Origin of the sequence: Paenibacillus sp. FSL E2-0190 (genome assembly GCF_037992965.1) — a bacterium.
GTDB lineage: Bacteria > Bacillota > Bacilli > Paenibacillales > Paenibacillaceae > Paenibacillus_AQ > Paenibacillus_AQ odorifer.
This window is the reverse complement of the sequence record NZ_CP150306.1, coordinates 4,131,228-4,152,240: the sequence shown is the minus strand read 5'-3', so window position 1 is coordinate 4,152,240 and position 21,013 is coordinate 4,131,228. Positions and strand designations below refer to the sequence as shown.

The window sequence follows — 21,013 nt, the reverse complement described above, 5'->3', positions numbered from 1 at the left end:
GGTGGAACAGGCGCTTTCCAAACTTGTAATGAAAAAAGAAATGCTGTCCGACTTGCCTGCTTTTCATTGCCCCGCTGGGTATCGGCTTACGTCCTTCCAGCCGGAGGACGAGCGAAATTGGGAGGATCTTATCCGTCATTCTTTTACGAGAGAAGTTAAATTCGTAGATAAAATCAGTGATCATGTACCCTTGTATTCGGATCGCTTGTTGTTCATTTGCCGCGGGGATCAGCCTGTAGCGACAGCTACGGCCTGGGAATTAAGCAGTGGAGACCCTAAGCGCTGGTACTTGCATATGGTTGGAGTGCTTCCGGAATATTCTGGCAAAGGCCTCGGTTATGCTGTAAGTCTTGCTGTTTTGCACAAAATAAGAGAATCAGGTGGAGCGGCAGCCTCTTTAGAGACCGATGATTTCAGACTGCCCGCCATCCGTATTTATTTGAAATTAGGATTTCAGCCGGTGTACTTAGACGATAGTCATCCTGGAAGGTGGGAGCGAATCCTGCAAAGGCTTTGATTTTGATAATGATTAATGCTAGGGATTAGGGGGGCTATACGCCTCCTTATTTCATTCTTGCACCTACTGAAGGAGCTTGATTCAAGAATTAACTTGTCGTTAGGTTTAATTGCTGCTATAGTCATACTGACTTATTAAACGCGTTTAATAAGTCAGTATGACTATAGGTGAGAGAGTGGGAGAGCCATGGCGAGTGAGAAACGACTTCCTTCACAGCAAATGAAATCTGAAATTATCCGAAGTATTCGAACAGCATTATTAGAACTAGGAAAAGCAACGAAGGCAGAGTTAAGCCATAAATTGCAATACAGTTTCCCAACGATAAGTAAATTTCTAATGCAGATGGAAGAGGCAGGGGAAATAACGGTCAGCGGTCTGGATGAGTCAAGTGGGGGAAGAAGGGCAATAAGATACACCTATAATCCGAATTATCGGTTAGGGATGGCTGTTTTTTTGGAAAAAAATGAAACCAATTATACCATCTATAATTGCATTGGGGAGGTAATCAAAGAAGGGAGTTTGCCCAGTATTCTTGAGGAAGATGTTAGTAAACTGGTCATGCTTATTGAAGATGAAAAAAAGGCCAATCCTAAAATCCATTCTGTGGCTATTGGAGTTCCAGGTGCGGTGAATCATGGGCAGATTTTTCTGATTCCGGGTTATGAGAAATATCAGAATTTAGATTTGAAAAGACACATAGAAGATCAACTATCTATTCCGACAATCGTGGAAAATGATATGAATGCCGCTGTAATCGGCTATATGACGCAACGAAATTTGAAAGAGAATATATCTCTAATGTATCTGTATTTAGGGAAAAATGGTCCGGGGGCTGGGATCGCGGTTAATGGTGAAATCGTGCGAGGAAAGACGTTTTTTTCAGGAGAAGTTCAATTTTTGCCACAATATGATCATAAAAATTTCATAGAGGCATTAACTGGAGATCCTGGTGGATCAAATATGCAGTCGAATCATAGTGTGGATGCGATTAGTCGATTAGTGGCTACTATGACTTCTATTTTGAATCCGCATTATATTATTTTTTGTGAGGATGAATTAGCTCCAGCCATGCTTAATCAAATCTATGAACGGAGTGCAACATACGTTCCGAAGGAGCATCTTCCAGCGTTAGCGGTAAGTAACTTGAAACGTGATTATCTGAATGGATTACAAAGTCTTGGATTAGGCTTATTAGTTTCACAACAAATAGATGAGAACAATTAAGGAGATAACTATGGCAACTTTTTTTCTTATTATTATTTATTTAGCATTTATTAGTTTAGGCTTGCCGGATTCATTGCTTGGCTCCGCTTGGCCAGTGATGAGAATGGACTTAAATGCTTCATTAGGTACTGCTGGAATTCTTTCGATGGTTATTGCAGTAGGGACAATTGTGTCCAGTTTAATGAGTGGTGTTATCCTTAAACGTTTTGGTACAGGGAAAGTAACTCTTATTAGCTGTATCATGACTGCTGTAGCGTTGCTTGGTTTTGCAGGGTCACCTTCGTTAGTCTGGTTAATTATTGCTGCAATTCCACTTGGTTTAGGTGCAGGATCTGTAGATGCCGGATTAAATAGTTATGTGGCTACGCATTATAAAGCCCATCATATGAGTTGGTTACACTGTTTCTGGGGAGTGGGCGCCACGCTGGGTCCTATTATTATGGGCTCTTTTATCTCTGGAGAAGGTCTATGGCGGCAAGGTTATCTTACGGTTGCTTACATACAATTGAGCTTAGTCATTATTCTATTCGTTACACTGCCCTTATGGGATAGAGTGGCTGGGAGCAATAACCACCCGAATGCTGAAAGTGATCCTGAGTTCAACCATCCGGAGCTAGAGCATGCCGCAGAGAACACAAAACCATGGAAATTAAGAGGGGTAAAGCTAGCAATGTTAACCTTTTTATTTTATTCTGCCATCGAAACGAGTATGGGCTTATGGGGGAGCAGCTTTCTTGTAAACATTAAAGACATTCCTGCATCAACTGCAGCGACATGGGTATCATTTTTTTATCTAGGGATTACCTTTGGTAGAATGGTGACGGGTTTCATTACTTTTAAAATGAGTAATAAACAGCTAATTCGATATGGCCAGCTCATTGCTTTAATCGGTACGGTGCTGTTAGTATTGCCGCTTCCAACTATAGTTTCACTTGTAGGATTTATGATTATAGGTTTAGGGTTAGCCCCCATTTTTCCGTGTATGCTTCATGAAACCCCTGTACGATTCGGGAAGAAACATGCTCAGTCGATTATGGGCTTTCAGATGGCAACAGCTTATACCGGCACCACGCTGATGCCGCCTTTTATCGGCTTATTAGCTTCGAAATTCACGCTGGGTATTTTTCCTGCGATGATCGTTTTTTTCGCCATCGTTATGCTCTTGTGTACAGAAAAGCTAAATCAATACTCAGCAAAAGTAAATGTCGGTTAAGTTTGAATTGAATATATTACGGACTAACCCTTCATATATATAGCTATAGGAGGGGGGAGCTGTAAATGTGGTTGTTAATTATTATAGGTGTTGGATGTCTCTCCGGTTTTATATTGTTTAGAAAGAATTTATTGGCCGCCCATCCCGAACATTTTCAAGGACCGGAGAAATTGTCCATCATCATCCCCGCAAGAAATGAAGAATACAATTTGCGTTTTCTGCTCGACTCACTCCAGCTCCAAACCATTGCCCCCTATGAAATTATTGTTGTGGATGATTTCTCGGAGGATCGGACCAAGAAAATTGCCGAAAGCTATGGAGTTAAGGTTATTGCCAACAGCAGTCTCCCTGAGGGATGGACGGGCAAGAGCTGGGCAGTCTGGAATGGGTATTTACAAGCCTCGGGCGATATTTTTGCTTTTCTGGATGCAGATATCCGGTTAAAGCCTAACGCTCTGGCCTCATTATTAAAAGCAAGGGAGCTATCGAAAGGTGTCATTTCGGTAGTTCCTTTTCATCATACAGAAAAGCTGTTTGAGAAACTTGCCTTAATCATGAATATGCTGGGGATCTTCACATTCACCTCTGTTTTTGAAAAGAATAACGCTAAAAAAGGATTATACGGTTCGTGTATTCTAGCTTTAAGGCAGGATTATGAAAAAGTTAATGGCCATCAAAGCATTAGATCTGAAGTGCTGGATGATTTGTCTTTAGGAGAGAAGTTTATCGCTGCAGGTGTTCCCATTAGAAATTTTATCGGTTATGGCTTAGTATCTTTTCGTATGTATCCGAAGGGGATAAAAAGTGAGATTGAAGGCTTCAGTAAAGGGGCTGTCTTAAGCACCTCAACGTTAAGCCCGCGGACAATTATTCCAATCGCGCTTTGGGTGATCGGACTCATCATCTCAGAAACTGTGTTTATTTTTGCGAATACTTCATGGTATATGCCTTTATTGATCGGTTATCTCCTTTATATGTTCCAGCTCTTTTATTTTATAAAATATGTAGGTGTATTTGGCATCGTTATTCCTGTATTTCACGTGGTGGCAACTGTTTTCTTTATCTTGATCATGTTGTATTCGATTTATCAGGTTGTTTTTCTGAGGCATGTAAGCTGGAAAGGAAGGCAGATCCAGGTGGGAGGCCCTAGGGACTAATGATCATATTGTGGGTCGCGGGTTTATTTTTGTCGGGATCTTTTATGTTTTCCTATTGGCTTGCTCTTGCGCGTAAAAAGAACTTGAAAGACATTGGCGACGGTAATCCGGGGGCTTTGAATCTCTGGAAGTCATCTGGCTATAAATTCGGAATTTTTGGGGTGTTGTTGGATTTTTTAAAAGGATATTTGCCTCTTTTATGGGTAATGGAAAGTCATTATAGTCAGGGTTATTTCATTATTCCGCTAGCCTTAGCTCCTATTGCCGGTCATGCCTTCTCTCCATTTCTTAAAGGAAAAGGAGGGAAGGCGATCGCCGTAACCTTTGGGGTATGGAGCGCGTTGACAGGATTCAAGGCCTCTTTAGCATTAGCAGTTATCCTGGCAGTGTTGAAAGTGCTCGGCAGCGGGTACAAAAGCAGAGGGAATTCACCTGTCTCGGATGGTGTGCAAGTGGTTAGCGGAATGCTGCTCCTTTTTGTTTATTTGTGCATCAGTAAGTGGTCTGCTCCTATCCTGTGGGTATGGTTTGGGAGCTTTGTGATCCTTATGTATACGCACAGGTTAGAATGGATTGCATGGGTGAAGGAATATTCAAAAAGGGAGCGGGGGCATTGAAGTTACTTTCTTTGTCGCGATAGATGTTTTGTATAGGTTAATAAACAGGTTTCCAGCGATTAATTTCGGGGAAGCCTGTTTTTTTCGGTTTTATAAGATGCGTTATCTTTAAACAGAAGATTTTATAATGGCTAAAGTTGGTGCATTTTAGTATCTTTAATTATAAATGCTTTCAATTTAGAAAGTTACAGAGATAGGGTTATGAACTAAAGGGGGGCTTGTGATGAAGATCGGCGGCAGAGTAAGAAATGGAGGCACATGGTTTACCCATCTGATTTTTTCATTCACATTATTAGCCGTTGTTTTAATCGGACTTGTGGGCAGTTATCTGTATGTTCAGGCTAATCGCTTAATGGTGGATGAGATTGCCAGAGACAGTAAGCAACGACTGATGACTTCAAGTGATTTTGTGGAGAATACGCTGCTGCAAAAATACGAAAACAGTATCCGCAACCGAGCAGTGTCTACCTTGTCGTTAGAAAATCAATCTATGCTGAATTATTTACTGGATAGTGAATGGGAAGGCAATACGAGCAGAATATTAGCTTTTCGCAAGGATCTCGAAATTTTCAAGCTTACTAATGAAGGCGTTTACAAAATATCCACATACTTCGAGAAAGGAAATTATATCATCGATAACAGCCAATTTTATTCGAAGCTGGACAATTCTCCAGATGCTTCCTTCTTGAAAACTTCAGTGACACCAGCCTTAAACCGCTGGACATATAGAACGTTATCGGATGAAGAAGAGGTGTTGACTTACGCAATCGCCCTTCCCTATGGTGCTTTATCAAAAACATCAACCGGCACCATGTACATTGACGTTAGCTTAGAATACATCAATAAAATGATTTCCAGCACGATGAGCTCGCCGATGGAAAAGCTATATGCTTTTGATGAAAAGGGCAGCCCTATTATCCATACGGGCTCGAACGTCGAAGAGGGGCTTAAGACTGCTAAGCAATGGATGGAGTCAGCAGGGAATAATAAGGAAATTCATTATAATAAACGCGACAAATATGTGTTGTCTTTTAAAAATGACCAAACCTCGAATAATCAATGGAAATACGTATTAATACGGCCTATGAATTCATTTGTATCCTCATCAAAGCAGCTGAAGAGCCAAATATTTGTCAGCTGTATCCTGGTATTGTTAATTGGGCTTCTATTCGCTTATTTGATTTCCAAACGTGTATATGTTCCGATGAAGAAGCTTGTTAACAATGTTCGCAGCTTTTATCATCCAGGCACCGTAAACTATTCGCAAAATGAATTCGCTATTATTGGTAGTACAATCTCAAAGCTAGGTCAAAAAATCGAAACCTTAGAATCTAAAGCTAAAGTGAATGAACTAAAAAATCTGGTATTAGGTGCAGGCGTTGGCTCGGATTACTACGATTATTTACCTTTGCAATGTCATTACATGAGTAGCTATATTCGTATAACTAAGGGAGATTGCGAGGAATTCAGGGCTTTTTATGAACAGCATGCTGCTTATAGCTTTTATAAATTCGTCAGCTTAAATACCCAGGAAGCGGCGCTTATCTATTTCAGTGAGTTGAATAAGGATCACGAAGAGCTGGAGCTTTTATTATTGAAGGAACTGGAGCTTATAAAAAATGTGTTGCCTGAGCAACTACACTTTGGAGCAGCGCTTGGATCGAAGGTTCAGGCACCTGAAGAAATCCCCTTTTCGTATCAAAATGCCTTACATGCCTATCGATATCGGTTTATCTATGGTTCGGAAGCTATTGCGCGGTATTCACATATCCCGCTTAACGATGTTACACCACACTTATTCTCTTTTGATCTTTATAAAAATGCCTTAAAGGCGGGCAATGACGTTACGATGAACAGGTTTATGGACGATTTCCAAAGGGTCATGGAGAAAGGTGATGTCCAATTGGAGACGGTTGAGTTAGGCCTGCTTCAGTTGGTTACGGTCCTGTATCAGACCATTATTGAGCTTGATCTGCAACAAATCGTTTCGCCTTCCAGTCTGTTCGATGAGTTCAAAAAGGAGACATTGGCCGAAACCCTTGATTCCATTCGTGATTTATCGGCACAAATTACAGCTTATATTCAAGAGTCAGGAAATCACGCACATACAGAGATCATTCATAAATTAAAAATCTTTATCGATGATAATATTCAAGAGGATTTATCGCTAAATAAATTATCTGAGGTTGCTTCGTTGGCGCCATCGTATATTTCTACCTTGTTCGGAACCGTTATGAATGAATCGTTCACTGAATATGTAACCCGAGTGCGGTTGGAGAAGGCGGCTGATTTATTAAGAGAAAAAAAGCAGCTGTCGGTGGCTGAGATTTCTGCTCAGGTGGGTTATCGTAACCCGCAATATTTTCACAACAAATTCAAAACACGTTACGGAGTTACACCGGTCCAGTATAGGAACGCAGGCAATGCAAACCATTCGAACCATTCAAGTGCATAATTCTCCAATCCATGTGGAAAAGGCAATCGTCTCGCGATTGTCTTTTCTTTTGTTCGAAAAATTATAGCCCCAATACGAAGATAATTTACTGATTTTAATGAATTTACAATAGAAAAAGCGCTTACAATGCCCTAACGTAAGGGGTGTTCAGACACAGTCTTAACGCAAAATCGTATTCGGAAGGAGAAAACAACTATGAACCCGGCAAGCACTGCTGGCATTCAAAAACAGGGAGAGAATCTTAAGCCGAAAGTCTCGAGGTGGACACATACTTGGCGCCAATACAAAAAAAACAAATATTTATTCTTATTACTAGCTCCCGTGATCATCTGGTATACCGTATTTGCTTATGGCCCGATGTATGGCATTCAACTGGCTTTTAAAGATTATTTTATTCGTGATGGAATTTGGGGAAGTCCTTGGGTCGGCTTAAAGCATTTCGAATATTTGTTCACAGCTTCACCCGACTTTTTGAAAATCATTAAGAACACACTTATTATCAGTTTTTACCATATCATTTTTGGTTTTCCTGCACCGATCATATTGGCTCTGTTATTTAACGAACTTAGGTTTTCCTTCTTCAAGAAGGTTGCACAGACGATATCCTATTTACCCCATTTCTTATCCTGGATCGTTATTGGGGGGATATTGATCGCTTTGTTATCTCCGAATTCCGGTGTGGTCAATTATATTATTCAGTGGCTCGGCTTTGATCCCATTTACTTTTTAGGCAGCGAGAAATATTTCCGCTTTACGCTCGTTATGTCAGGAATATGGAAGGAAATCGGCTGGGGAACGATTATATACTTAGCAGCATTAGCAAGCATCGATTCCCAAATGTACGAAGCTGCAGTTCTGGACGGAGCCAATCGCTGGAAACAAACGTTATTTATCACCATTCCTTCGATCCTGCCGGTGATTGCTATTCTGCTTATTCTTCGGGTAGGGAGTGTGCTGGATGCTGGCTTCGATCAAGTCTTAACACTTTATTCACCAGCTGTATATGGGGTGGCGGATACGTTAGATACTTATGTGTACCGGATAGGTCTGCAAAACTTTCAGTTCAGTCTAACGACGGCTGTTGGATTATTTAAAAATGTGGTGGGTCTTATCCTGGTGTTATTTGCTAACTTCATAACGAAAAAAATGGGGCAGGAAGGTCTTTATTAATGAATGAATGTAAGGAAGGAGTAACTACAATTGAAGCTATCCACTGGTGAAAAAGTATTCCAAGTCTTTCTAATCCTATTTGTAATCATTCTTTGTATTACGATGATTTATCCCTTCTTGCATGTGCTCTCTATATCGTTTAGCACCCCTGCGGAAGCACTACGGCCGGGAATTCATTTCTATCCCAAAGAAGTTTCCTTCTTTGCTTGGAAGCGTGTACTGACAACAGATACGGTCTGGCAAACGATGGGGAATACGGTTTTCCGCACAGTTGTAGGAACAGTTCTGACACTCGTGTTTCTGTCACTGGGAGCATATCCGCTATCTCGTAAATATTTGCCGCACCGGGGATTTTATACAATGTTCATTGTCGTAACGATGTTTTTTGGCGGCGGGCTTATCCCTACCTATCTGCTAATCAAAAGTCTGGGACTTATAAATTCGTTATGGGTTTATATTGTCCCCGGCCTGCTCAGCACGTTTAATCTTCTGCTCCTGCGAAATTTCTTTATGGGTATACCGGAGGAACTGGAGGATTCAGCTAAAATAGATGGGGCTAATGATATGCGGATCTTATTTACGATTGTTATTCCGCTGTCGAAGCCTGTTCTAGCAACATTAGCCCTATGGACTGCAGTAGGGCACTGGAACGCTTGGTTTGATGCAATGTTGTATATGCAGGATCAATCAAAGATTGTACTGCAGCTTTTCTTAAGACGGCTTGTTATTTCAGCCGAAGGAGATCCGATGTTACCACTTCCTACCAATGAGCAGGCTCCTGAAATGGTCAAAGCGGCTATTATTATGTTTACAGCGCTGCCTATATTAATGATCTATCCATTCCTGCAACGTTTCTTCGTCAAAGGAATTATGGTTGGATCACTTAAGGGTTAGAAGGCTTAGAACGGTTTAAACAGTCCGCTATATCCGCGGGCTGTCTAAATATATAGATGAACAAAAAAAGGGAGGAAATAAAAGAATATGAGGCATACATCCAAGAAATGGTTGGAAATTGCTGCGATAGCCCTATCGGCTTCACTTGTCATGAGTGGTTGCGGCGGGAATGCGGCGAATAATAGCACTAACGAAGCGAAGGCGACGAATCAAGGTCAAGGGGGTGCATCAGCAGCTGAAGCTCCGATTGAAATTATTTGGGCGAACAACTTTAATACGCCAGAAGAAGACGGTAACTATGTGCAAACCGAGCTCGAGAAGAAATTTAATGTAAAAATCAAAAATATTAAATTGGAACGTGGAACTTGGAAAGAACAATTTTCAGTGCTTCTAGCTTCTGGAGATATTCCTGATATCTTCCCGGTCGATGCAAACGAAACGGATATGGTGCAATGGGCAGATCAAGGGATTATTGCGACGATTGATAAGGCTGAAATTGAATCCCTGATGCCGAAATATGCAGCAGCATTGGATTCGGTTGATTCCGGGGCATGGGGCGTAGGCTTATACAACGAAAAAAACTGGGGGATCCCGAAAATTTGGCCAGGTGGTCTTGATGGATTTATTCCGGGCTATAATGAAGCCTGGCTGAAAAATATTGGCTACTCAGAACCTCCAAAGACCCTGGAAGAGCTTGAGGATGTACTCACCAAATTTGTTAATGAAGATCCGGACAAAAATGGGAAGAAGGATACTTACGGCTTAATCGGCCGCGGCAAGCTTCCAGAGCAATTGTTCACAAGTGTCTTCTCAGCATTTGCTGTTTCCCCTTATCAGTTCAAGAAGGATGCTTCCGGGAACGTAGTTTATGGAGGCATTACAGAAGAGACGCGATCAGCATTGGCGTTATTGAGCAAATGGTACAAAGCAGGTCTGATTGATCCTGAATTCATAACTAGTGATAATAACGAAATCAATATTAAATTTGCTGACCAAAAAGTGGGTATGGTGGATAACGGGAAGTGGGGCAATTTTTATAAAGAATCTGGGTTTGTCGCAAAACCTGGTCTAGAGAAAGGTCAAATATTCGTGCCTGGCAAGCCATTTACAGCTCCAGATGGCGTTGCTTATTCTTTCGCGTATGGTGCAAGACAGGCGCCAGTATTGTTCGGTGTTCAACTCGAAAAGGATGAGAAGAAACGTCATAAGATTATGGAAATTCTCGAATATGTGTCTACGGATTCCGAAGGTTTTCTGCTGACAGGTTTCGGTCAATTGGGTGTGAGCTATGATATGGAAGGGGACCTTGCCATTCCAAAAGCGGATGAAGAGGTTAGTGCTCCGAAGATGGGAGCGGGCAATTTCTATAATCCACTTAGCTCCACAGACACTTCAATGGAAAAACATACGGTAAAACAAGAATTGCTAGATTTGAGAGACAAGATCACTCCAGGTGTTACACCATTGCTAGATGTACTGGGACCAGCCGTATTAACAAGCAAACCCAAGTATTGGGGCAATCTGAAGACGTTGCAAGATACGTTTGTTATCAAAGCAATTACAGGAGAAGCGAACACGGGTAAAGATTTTGATAATTTCAAGGATAGCTGGCTAAAGGCCGGAGGCCAGGAAGTAACGGATGAGGTAAATAAAGTGCTGGCAGATCGTAAATAGCAGGGTTCGCTGATTAGTACTGGATGATAGGCTGGAGCAAAAGCTTGCTCCAGCCTATTTATTAAACCCTTAAGTGAGTTGATTCTAAGATAACGGAGGTAGAAATGAGCGAATTAATTATTTATGAGCAGCCGAATGAAGCCCTGAGGAAAGACGATTTTACAGTGAGTGTACGAGAGCCTGGTGGGTTATGGCAAGCACTGTTTGTTTTTGAAGCAAAGGTGGATATGCATCAGGTTCGATCGACATCGATGGTTTATTTTGATATGGAAGGCACGGTGGAGGTCTCTGTTCATTGTAATAACAGGCAGATTGAACAAGCGGTTATTCGCCCTTTGGCAACCCATATTCCCTTTCAAATCGAAGAGAATACCCTTTTGTTCACATTGGAGCACCCGTGTAAGCTTTCCATTGAAATCAATGGAGAACGTTTTAGTAACTTGCATCTTTTTGCCAACCCCTTGGAGACAGCCCCACCTAAACTTGACGATGATAATGTAGTGCTTGTCCAACCAGGAATACATCAATTTGCGGCTATCGCAGAACAAGTTCAGCATTTGTCAGAAAGGGCTAATGGGGAGCGTCAGACGATATATTTTATGCCCGGGCTTCATCAATTCGAGAATCCAATGCTGCATATCCCTTCTGGGACCACAGTTTATATTGCCGGAGGCGCGATCCTTTGCGGATCCATAATGATTGACCATGCTGAGAATGTTGTTGTTCGCGGCAGAGGTGTTCTGTATTTAGCGGATATGGAGAAAACCACTTATTTAAGAGGCGTTCAAATCCAGCATTCTGAACAGATTGAGATCGAAGGGATCATCACGCTTGATCCTCCGCATTACAGTATATATATCGGAGCGTCTAAGCATATCCGCATTCATAACTTCAAAGCTTTCAGTACACGCGGCTGGTGTGATGGAATTGATATGATGGCTAGCTCAAATGTGGATATTAAAGATGTGTTCTTGAGAACTTCTGATGATTGCATTGCCATTTACGGCAGCCGTGGAGAGTATTATGGAGACTCACGCCATATCACGGTTAAAGATTCCATACTCTGGGCGGACGTTGCTCATGCCATGCATGTCGGTATTCATGGTGATCACCAACATAATGGCGATTTTATAGAAAATATTTGGTTTGAAAATATCGATGTGCTTGAGCATCACGAGCCGCAGGAAAATTATTGGGGGGTTATGGCAATCTGTGCAGGGGACAACAATACCGTTCGTAAGGTTACTTTCAAAAATATCCGGGTGGAGGATTTTGAACTGGGGCAGCTGTTTGATGTCCGCGTGGTGTGGAATAAAACCTATAATCCGGTGCCAGGACGATGTATCGAAAATATAGAGTTTAGCGATATCACCTACAATGGGAAGAATATCAATCCTTCCCGTATATTCGGCTATGACGAGGAAAGAGGTGTGAAGGATATTTATTTTTATAATCTTCAGATTAATGGAGAGGTTATTGTCGACCTGAATAACAAACATTTTGTAGTGAATGAATTTGCCAGCGGTTTTTATTTGCATTAAATCAGAGGATGTAAATGAATGGAGGAGAACAATGAATTCATTTAAAGAGCTACTCTTTGGAAAATCGCTTAAACGTATTGTTAGGATCACAGTTTCCTTAAGTTTGTTGGTAACGCTAGTGCCTTTATCGGCAGAAGGAGCCGCAGTAGAATCGACAGAGCTGTCGATAATTACGGATTACCAACCTACCATTAATGAGGTTATAGATGAAAGCGGATTCAAACATCCGGGTGTTGGCCTGACTAAGGAAATTCTTGAGAATATTAGGACACAGGTACGGGCGCAAAAAGAACCCTGGATCACTTACTATAATCAGATGCTTCTCTCTCCGGCAGCTTCAAGGACGGTCACTTCCAACAATCAAAGTGGTGCGGATCCGTTGAAACCAGCGAGCGATGCTTTTAATAGCCAGGGCTTTAATTCAAGATTTATAGCGGATGGTTTGAAGGCTTATACACAAGCTCTATTGTATGTAATATCGGGTGATGAGGTTTACAGAGCCAATGCCATGCATATTATCCGGATTTGGTCACAGATGGACCCTGAGAAATACGTGTATTTTAATGATGCACATATTCATACAGGAATTCCACTTAATCGAATGGTTACTGCGGCGGAAATCTTAAGGTACACAAGTGCTCAAACTGAAGAGCTGAAATGGACGGAAAAAGATGTCGCTGATTTTACGAATAATCTTATTAATCCGGTTATTGAAACGTTCCAACACACAAATGATCGTTTTATGAACCAGCATCTTTATCCGCTGCTTGGAGCTATGTCAGGTTATATTTTTACAGGAAATACAGAGAGGTACAATGAGGGAGTTGAATGGTTTACCGTCAATAAAACCGCTGTCGATCAGGGGCAAAATGGCGCGATAAAAGCTTTATTCAGATGGGTTGATACAAATATTGTAACAGGGGAAAAAGTTAATCCACCCGTAGTTCAGCATGTTGAAATGGGCAGAGATCAGGCGCATGGCGCTGGGGATATAACGAATGTAGAGATTTTATCACGTTTATTATTGGCTCAGGAAACAAAGGTAGATCCGGTAGAGGGGACTGTTTCTAGTGCGCCAAATGCGGTGGGTCCGTATGAATTTCTAGATCAACGGATTTTAAAAGCTGCCGACTACTTTGCTCAGTATATGATTGGCCATGATACACCCTGGATTCCAGTGGCGGCACATACAGATGTAAATGGAAATCCAACGATTATCTATAAACACTTGGCTGGCGGTTACAGGGGGAGAATTGGCGGTAATGTCTATGACCTTTATTATTATTATAAATATACAGTTGGAATAAATATGGAGGTTGAAGCTCCTTATTTTAGCGAGATGTTTGCTAAGCGATTGCCTTTCTATTGGGAGTCTCCGGATGGAGGCGGGGATTATTGGCTGTACATTCCTAAAGAAGCAGAGGGCGAGGGTACGCTCAATTTGCCGAAGGTGATAACGAATCCAGATTTGAGAGAACTAGAAGACCGGTACACGAAGCTTGATGGTCACTCCACCACAAAACAAGAAGGAGACACTACTTACGTTGAAATTACCGCAACAGATGAGGGCAGTAAAATTGCTTTTGTGGGTGCAAGCAGTGGCGAACGAATCATTGCTTTTAAGATTCGGACTAATGGCATAGCAACCATGGAGGTGTTTGGCGATACCGTTACGCTGCCTGATACAAAGGGGCAATGGAGGTATATTCAGTATGAGTTCAATGAGTTCCAAGGCTTCAGCGATCTTGTCTATTTTAATGTAAAAGGAAATGGAACAACAGTCGATATTGACCATATTAATTTAAAAGCTGGGGCACAGCTTACCCCTCCAGTATTTACATCAGGAAAGGCACCAGTATCTTTGTTTACCTATGAGGGATCTACAGCTGCAATTCAATTTGATTTCTCTGCGACAGACGCAGGTGCAACGGATGTTGTTACCTATCAAGCGGATCAGTTACCTGAGGGTGCAGTGTTCAATGAGACTTCAGGTGTTTTCTCTTGGTCTGGAGCACATGCGGGAACCTACTCCTTTGTAGTGAGTGCTGCAGATGGAACTTCGGTTACAGCCAAGGATGTTAGTGTTGTAGTAGCGAATGATCGGCAATCTGCCGTCAACGCCGTCATTTCTCCTTATCATGTTGATGTGCCTTACATTTCGGCAACGTTAGCTTACTATAAGCAAGTGCACGCTGAGGTAATGGATGTAATTACTACTGCCACTGACGAGGTCTTCTATCAGAAGTTATTTGACCTGAATCTCGCAGTGCAAAGTCTTAAAGAATTGACGCCATTAATGAAAGATGGAAGTGTTAATTTTACGAATATGTTTGTTAGCTCAACCTTTGGTAACGCTGTCCCGAACCTGCTGGACAACACAAATGATAGTTTTGTGGGGTATTATACAGCGCAGGATCGGGCGCATTACATGGATTTAGGACCGGATTTTCAAATATCAGCAGAAAGCTTTGAGCTTCAGGTAAGAGCTAGTTTTCCGGAGAGAATTGGCGGCGTTGCAATGTTCGGATCGAATGACAAAGAAAATTGGACCCGCTTAACCCCCGGCTTGACAACAGTTACTGAAGAGATGCAGAGACTTGAGGTTCAAGCAGGCCTGGAGCATGAAAAATTCCGATTTTTGAAAATGGAAATGATAAAGCCTTCGAGTACTATGCTGGAAATTGCTGAATTTAGAATCTTTGGCCAGCGGTATGAGACAGTAAATCAATTAGAGTCCGTGTCCATTCACTCGGATCAAAGCTTAAGAAATCGAATTATACCAGGGGATACGATTCAAGTATCCTTTAAGTCTACAGAAATGATCCATAATGCCACGGCCCATATACAGGGTCAATCTGTTGCAGTCAGTTCTGTGGACAATATCAACTGGACAGCTAAGCTTGTGGTGAATGAATATGTTCCATCAGGTATTGTGAAATTTAAGATCAATTATAAAACGGCAGCTGGAGCGGATGCAGTAGAGACTATTTTTACAACAGATGGTTCTACTTTATTCATTGCAGATCAGACGGGACTTGTCGCTAATGTGCTTGAGATAGCAAACCTAATCGATTCCAGTGGAAGAAATCCGGCTGATCTTTTGGCAACAGCAAAAGTTTTATTTGATAATCATTTAGGTTCCATCACTGATTTTCGTTTAAATGGCAGTGGTTATGGTGCATATCTAACCTTTGACTTTAAAGAAGGCGGCCAGGCATTGCTGTCTAGGGTAGAAGTAATCGGAAGGCAAGATAATTATGCGGGCAGAATTAATGGAACAGTGGTGCAAGGCTCCAATGACAATGTGACGTGGATCACGATCTCTAATGTAGCAGGAAATACGCCGGAATGGCAGACGTTGACGATTAACAGCACAGAACCCTATCGTTATATCCGCATCACCAATGGAAACAACTGGTATGGAAACATGGCTGAACTACGTTTGTATGGTGATGTTACAATCAATTCAAAGCTTGATGCGGTGTCCATTAGCTCCGAACAAAGTATCCAGAAACGAATTGTGCCTGGGGACACGGTGAAATTGTCTTTTAAAGCAAGCGATGCAATTAACCAAGTGAATGTCAATATTCAGGATCAAGTCGCAACCGTTGCTACTGTCGATAAGATCAATTGGACGGCTGAAGCGGTCATGGGCAATAACGCACAACCTGGACCTGTGAACTTTAGTATTAAATACAAGTCAAAGGAGGGAATCGAGGGGCCGGAAAAAACATCAACTACAGATGGTTCCTCTCTGTACATTCCCGATGAGACCGAGTTGATTAGTAATTTGCTTGCGATTACTAATTTAAGTGATTCCAGTGGGAGAACACCCACCGATCTCAGGAATGTTGCGGGATCATTATTCGATGGAAATGCAGGCACAATTACGGATTTTCGGGTAAATGGTAGTGGATATGGAGGATTTATAACGTTTGATTTTAAAGAAGGGAATAGGGTCCAGCTGTCCAAGGCAGAGGTGCTTTCCAGGCAAGATAATTATTTTACACGAATCAATGGGACTGTGGTTCAGGGTTCGAATGATCATACAAGCTGGACGACAATCTCCTCTCCTGCAGGAAAAACGATGGATTGGCAGACCTTAAGTATTAGTAACGCAGAAGCCTATCGTTATATCCGGATCTATAATAGTAGTAATTGGTTTGGAAACATGGCGGAATTACGCTTTTATGGCGTAGTGAAAGGGGCGGACTCAACAGCTCCGGTGACAACGGATGATGCGCCACAAGGTTGGACCAACAAGGATACGTTGGTAACCTTCACAGCTACAGATGCGGGCTCTGGTGTTGCGGCAACCTATTTCACAGTAAACGATGGCGAGCAGCAAACCGGGAATTCAGTTATTTTGTCCAATGAAGGAACACATAAGTTAGTTTATTGGAGCGTTGATAGAGAGGGTAATGTGGAACAGCCGCAGAAGACTGCTGTGATGAAGATTGATCGGACCGCACCACAGGTGGTAATTAAAGGAGAGAGTTCCTATACCATAGAGCAGACATTAAACATCACCTGTAGTGCAGCTGATACTGTATCAGGCATCACTTATTCGCCATGTGATTCAACGCTCGCAGATGTTAAAGCGTATACGCTGGAAGCGGGAACTCATAGTGTAACTGCGAAAGCCGAGGATGCGGCGGGCAATGTCGGGCTGGCAGAGCATTCGTATAGTGTATATGCGACATTTGACAGCTTGTCGGCATTAACCGAAAATTTTGCAGCTGAGACGGGTGCTCCAGATTTAGAAAACGTAACCAATTCACTTAAGCAGCAGCTGGCTAACGCCAAAGAAAAAGCTCAGCAGCATGCTGGCGCAGAAGTTCACAGCTTGCTGGAAGCTTTTAATAGTGAAGTGAATCTCCAGAGCAATCAGGTGTTCACTTCTGAGCAGGCAGAGGTTCTAGTCCGTTGGTCACAATGGCTCCAGAGTACAACTCCGCTTGCTGGTGGAGCCCCTGGAAAGCCAGTGTTATCTGACAATAATGGGCACGACACCGGGCTTCGAGATGGCAGCTATGCCGTCACGATGAATCTTTGGTGGGGGAACAACGGTACCGAGTTTAAGCTCTATGAAAACGATGTACTGATCAGTACCCAGATGCTGACGGACAGCTCACCGAATGCACAAGCCATGAGTACGGATATTGTGGGCAAATCAAATGGAACCTACACGTACACGTGCGAGCTAGTCAACAGCTTCGGTTCGACTGCCTGCGATCCGCTAATCCTTACTGTTACAGATGCAGCGCCGGGCAAGCCTATAGTATCCCACGACAACTGGAGTGGGGATGGAACTTACGACGTTGTGATGAATATGTGGTGGGGAACCAATGGTACTGAGTACCGTTTGTATGAGAATGGAGAAGTAGTCGACACACAGACACTAAGCACGGCTACCCCTGCGGCTCAGATGACAGTTACGAAACTTAAAGATAAGACACCAGGTGTATATGAATACTACGCGGTATTAGTCAATGCATCAGGCGAGACATCTAGCGAGAAAATCACAGTAACTGTCAAGCCAAGAAACTGACCATAGAGCTGATGTAATAGAAGGCCCCTTCTTCGGGATGAACGAGGGAGGGTTTTTTTTATAGCAGTTAAAGGATACTATTGAGGGATTGAGACGTTGAATAACGAACGGAGAATTAGGGAAATCTGTAAATTGACATAACACCTATAGGTGTTATAATGAAAAGCGAACCCAAAAGGTGTTATATTAAATGAATGCTGGAGGCTATTTATTATGCAAACTCAAGAACCCTTACAAGAAATTCGTCAAACGATTTTACTAAATGCGCCAATAGAAAAGGTTTGGAAAGCTGTTGCCACGGCAGAAGGAATGGCAGCCTGGTGGATGCCTAGTACATTTGAGCCTGTTGTTGGGCATGAATTCATCCTGCATGCTGGACAATTCGGAGATTCTCCTTGTAAAGTAACTGAAGTTGATCCTCCGAATCGTGTTGGTTTTAATTGGGGGAAGGATTGGCATCTTGCTTTTGAACTGAAAGAAATCGAAGGAAAAACGGAATTTACCTTGATTCATTCTGGATGGGACCCTGAAAAAGTTACTGAATTTGGACAACCACATCCAATCGTACGCGGCTTTATGAATAGCGGCTGGGAAAAAATCGTCCAAGAAAAACTTCCTGCTTATATCGAGGCTTAATATGCCGGTTGCTGAAGCAGGACATGATGTATTTCAAGCGATAGCAGATCCTACCCGACGCAGTCTGCTAAAGCTGCTCGCTAATAAGGAAATGTCTATAGCATCTATTACGGATTGCTACCCGATCAGCCGAACCGCTGTTAATAAGCATTTACAGGTATTGTCCGATGCGCAGCTTGTTAGCAGTCAGAAAGTCGGACGGGAGACCCGGTATAAGCTTCAGCCAGAACCTTTGCTGGAGCTGCAAGATTGGCTTGCCTTTTTTGAAGGTTACTGGGCTAATAAATTGTTTGCGCTTAAAGAATATGTTGAGGCTGACTCAGATGAGAAGTGATAAACCGGGTGGCGTGAGATCGCGCTCCCCGGTTTTTTGTGTTGTTTAAATTCAGTTTATAAAAGGGAGTTACCATCACAATACAAACTAAAACGTTGGAGGAATTGTAATGGTAAATGAACGCAAAAAAATAATTGAGCCCAACCCTGGAGATTGGGCCGTCGAAGCGCGTGGGCTCGTCAAAACGTTTGGTGACAATCGCGCAGTTGATGGAGTAAATCTGAACGTTAAGGCAGGCACGATTTACGGCGTTCTCGGTCCCAATGGGGCAGGAAAGACGACGGTAATTCGGATGCTGGCTACGTTACTTCGTCCGGATGCGGGGTCGGCGCGAATCTTCGGGCATGATGTGGTAAAGGAGTCGCAGATTGTCCGGCAATTGATAGGGGTTACGGGACAATATGCTTCTGTGGATGAGTCACTTAGTGCTACAGAGAATCTGATTATCTTTTCACGTCTTTTAGGGTTAGGGCGGGCAGAGGCGCGGCAAAAGGCAGCGGAGTTGTTAGAAGAGTTTGGTCTGACGGAGGCGGCGAAACGGCCGCTTCGAAATTTCTCTGGCGGTATGCGCCGACGTCTGGATCTTTCAGCGAGTCTGATTGCCCAGCCCCCGCTTATCTTTTTGGATGAACCAACAACAGGTCTGGACCCACGGACACGTTCGCAAATGTGGGATACCATTCGTCGGTTGGTGAACACAGGATCAACAGTGCTGTTAACTACACAGTATCTTGAGGAAGCCGATCAGCTGGCAGATCGCATTGCAGTTATTGATCATGGCCATGTCGTTGCAGAAGGCACCGTGGATGAGCTAAAAGCTTCAGTGGGCACCACCTCGCTGCACTTAAAAGTCCAAAATCTTAAAGATATCGCTCAAGCGCGCCGGATTGTGGAACATGTGCTGCATATCCAGTCTATTGTGCCGAATGAGGCTGGAAAAATTACTGCACCGATGGCGAATGCTGATTTAGTCACTGATTTGCTTATTGCACTCCGCGAAGCGGGGATTCCACTCGCAGAGATGAGTGTGCAGAAACCGACGCTTGATGAAGTGTTTTTGACGATCACTGGCCATGGAGTTACGGATGAGGCGTCCCAAGCGTCACAAGAATCAATGAATAAGGAGGCAGCAAGAGCATGAGTATGAGAACTTCTACTATTAGTCCAGGTGCGACCCGACAATTGAAAAACCATACGAGCTTCAAGCAATCTGTTCGTAACTCGTTAACGATGGCTTATCGCGGGATATTGAAAATCCGTCGCACACCCGAGCAATTGTTCGACGTAACGCTGCAGCCAATTATTTTCACATTAATGTTTACTTATATTTTTGGTGGAGCCATATCAGGAGATGTAGTGAGCTATTTGCCCGTTATTATTCCTGGTATTCTAGTGCAGACTGTAATTACGACCTCCATCGTCACTGGTGTCCAACTGCGGGAAGACATGGATAAAGGGGTGTTTGACCGCTTTAAGTCATTGCCGATTGCCCGTATAGCCCCATTAGCCGGAGCTTTGTTGGCAGATACGATTCGATATACGATCGCTACTGTGCTTACTTTTGTCATGGGCTATATTATGGGTTACCGACCTGATGGCGGTCTGGAGCATGTCGCAATTGCTGCGCTTTTGGTTATTGTCTGCTCCTGGTCGATTAGCTGGATTTTCGCTTTCTTTGGTGTGATTGCGCGAACCGCTTCCAGCGTACAAGGGATATCAATGATTGTGTTGTTCCCACTCACGTTTCTATCCAACGCCTTCGTGCCTGTAGATACGATGCCTAACTGGCTGCAATGGTTTGTCAAAGTCAATCCAATCTCGCATCTTGTGTCAGCTGTCCGTGAGCTTGCTAACTCTGGAACCGTAGGTTGGGATTTCGCTATTTCACTTATCGGAGCCGCTGTGATTGTTGCGGTTTTTGCACCTATCACTGTGCGTGCATATATGCGCCGGACATAATTAGAGAGATGAAGAAGCGGCAGAAATGCCGTTTTTTTTGTGTTTTTTTAGCATGTTAAAAAAGCCGTGAT

The 21,013-nt window shown here is 42.9% G+C and carries 15 protein-coding genes; all 15 read left to right on the top strand.

What is annotated here, in order from left to right; translation table 11 throughout:
- The first annotated feature begins 1 nt into the window (after nucleotide 1).
- The 15 genes from NST25_RS18215 (at nucleotide 2) to NST25_RS18145 (ending at nucleotide 20,942) form a co-directional block, all read left to right on the top strand.
- Nucleotides 2–517, top strand: a complete 516-nt coding sequence (locus NST25_RS18215) for a GNAT family N-acetyltransferase (RefSeq protein WP_076182468.1) — start codon at nucleotides 2–4, stop codon at nucleotides 515–517.
- Between the two features lie 186 nt (nucleotides 518–703).
- Entirely contained in the window at nucleotides 704–1,741 is a 1,038-nt protein-coding gene (locus NST25_RS18210; protein ID WP_340392121.1) for an ROK family protein, read from the top strand.
- Between the two features lie 10 nt (nucleotides 1,742–1,751).
- Nucleotides 1,752–2,954 (top strand): MFS transporter, encoded by a 1,203-nt coding sequence (locus NST25_RS18205; RefSeq protein ID WP_076129845.1) that lies wholly within the window; start codon nucleotides 1,752–1,754, stop codon nucleotides 2,952–2,954.
- Nucleotides 2,955–3,019: 65 nt separating this feature from the next.
- A complete protein-coding gene (locus NST25_RS18200; RefSeq protein ID WP_340392118.1) occupies nucleotides 3,020–4,111 on the top strand; it encodes a glycosyltransferase family 2 protein in 1,092 nt (363 codons plus the stop codon).
- Complete coding sequence (locus NST25_RS18195) at nucleotides 4,111–4,728, top strand: glycerol-3-phosphate acyltransferase (protein WP_312149786.1); 618 nt, start codon at nucleotides 4,111–4,113, stop codon at nucleotides 4,726–4,728. Before NST25_RS18200 ends, NST25_RS18195 begins: the two co-directional genes overlap by 1 nt.
- A gap of 223 nt (nucleotides 4,729–4,951) precedes the next feature.
- Entirely contained in the window at nucleotides 4,952–7,183 is a 2,232-nt protein-coding gene (locus NST25_RS18190) for a helix-turn-helix domain-containing protein (RefSeq protein ID WP_312149784.1), read from the top strand.
- A gap of 195 nt (nucleotides 7,184–7,378) precedes the next feature.
- Complete coding sequence (locus NST25_RS18185; RefSeq protein WP_076217808.1) at nucleotides 7,379–8,353, top strand: ABC transporter permease subunit; 975 nt, start codon at nucleotides 7,379–7,381, stop codon at nucleotides 8,351–8,353.
- A 30-nt stretch (nucleotides 8,354–8,383) separates the two neighbouring features.
- Nucleotides 8,384–9,247 (top strand): carbohydrate ABC transporter permease, encoded by an 864-nt coding sequence (locus tag NST25_RS18180; RefSeq protein ID WP_076129850.1) that lies wholly within the window; start codon nucleotides 8,384–8,386, stop codon nucleotides 9,245–9,247.
- A gap of 87 nt (nucleotides 9,248–9,334) precedes the next feature.
- Entirely contained in the window at nucleotides 9,335–10,921 is a 1,587-nt protein-coding gene (locus NST25_RS18175) for an extracellular solute-binding protein (RefSeq protein ID WP_076301583.1), read from the top strand.
- 104 nt (nucleotides 10,922–11,025) lie between these two features.
- Nucleotides 11,026–12,462 (top strand): glycosyl hydrolase family 28 protein, encoded by a 1,437-nt coding sequence (locus NST25_RS18170; RefSeq protein WP_340392112.1) that lies wholly within the window; start codon nucleotides 11,026–11,028, stop codon nucleotides 12,460–12,462.
- 31 nt (nucleotides 12,463–12,493) lie between these two features.
- A complete protein-coding gene (locus NST25_RS18165) occupies nucleotides 12,494–18,013 on the top strand; it encodes a discoidin domain-containing protein (protein WP_340392110.1) in 5,520 nt (1,839 codons plus the stop codon).
- A gap of 213 nt (nucleotides 18,014–18,226) precedes the next feature.
- Complete coding sequence (locus NST25_RS18160) at nucleotides 18,227–18,649, top strand: SRPBCC domain-containing protein (protein WP_076129854.1); 423 nt, start codon at nucleotides 18,227–18,229, stop codon at nucleotides 18,647–18,649.
- Between the two features lies 1 nt (nucleotide 18,650).
- Nucleotides 18,651–18,983 carry a metalloregulator ArsR/SmtB family transcription factor gene (locus NST25_RS18155; protein ID WP_038571799.1) on the top strand — a complete coding sequence of 111 codons (333 nt, stop codon included), beginning with the start codon at nucleotides 18,651–18,653 and terminating at the stop codon, nucleotides 18,981–18,983.
- Nucleotides 18,984–19,092: 109 nt separating this feature from the next.
- Nucleotides 19,093–20,124, top strand: coding sequence for an ATP-binding cassette domain-containing protein (locus NST25_RS18150; protein WP_340392107.1), 1,032 nt, complete (start codon nucleotides 19,093–19,095; stop codon nucleotides 20,122–20,124).
- A 2-nt stretch (nucleotides 20,125–20,126) separates the two neighbouring features.
- On the top strand, nucleotides 20,127–20,942 hold the full coding sequence (locus tag NST25_RS18145; RefSeq protein WP_076129863.1) for an ABC transporter permease: 816 nt from the start codon (nucleotides 20,127–20,129) through the stop codon (nucleotides 20,940–20,942).
- Nucleotides 20,943–21,013: the final 71 nt, after the last annotated feature.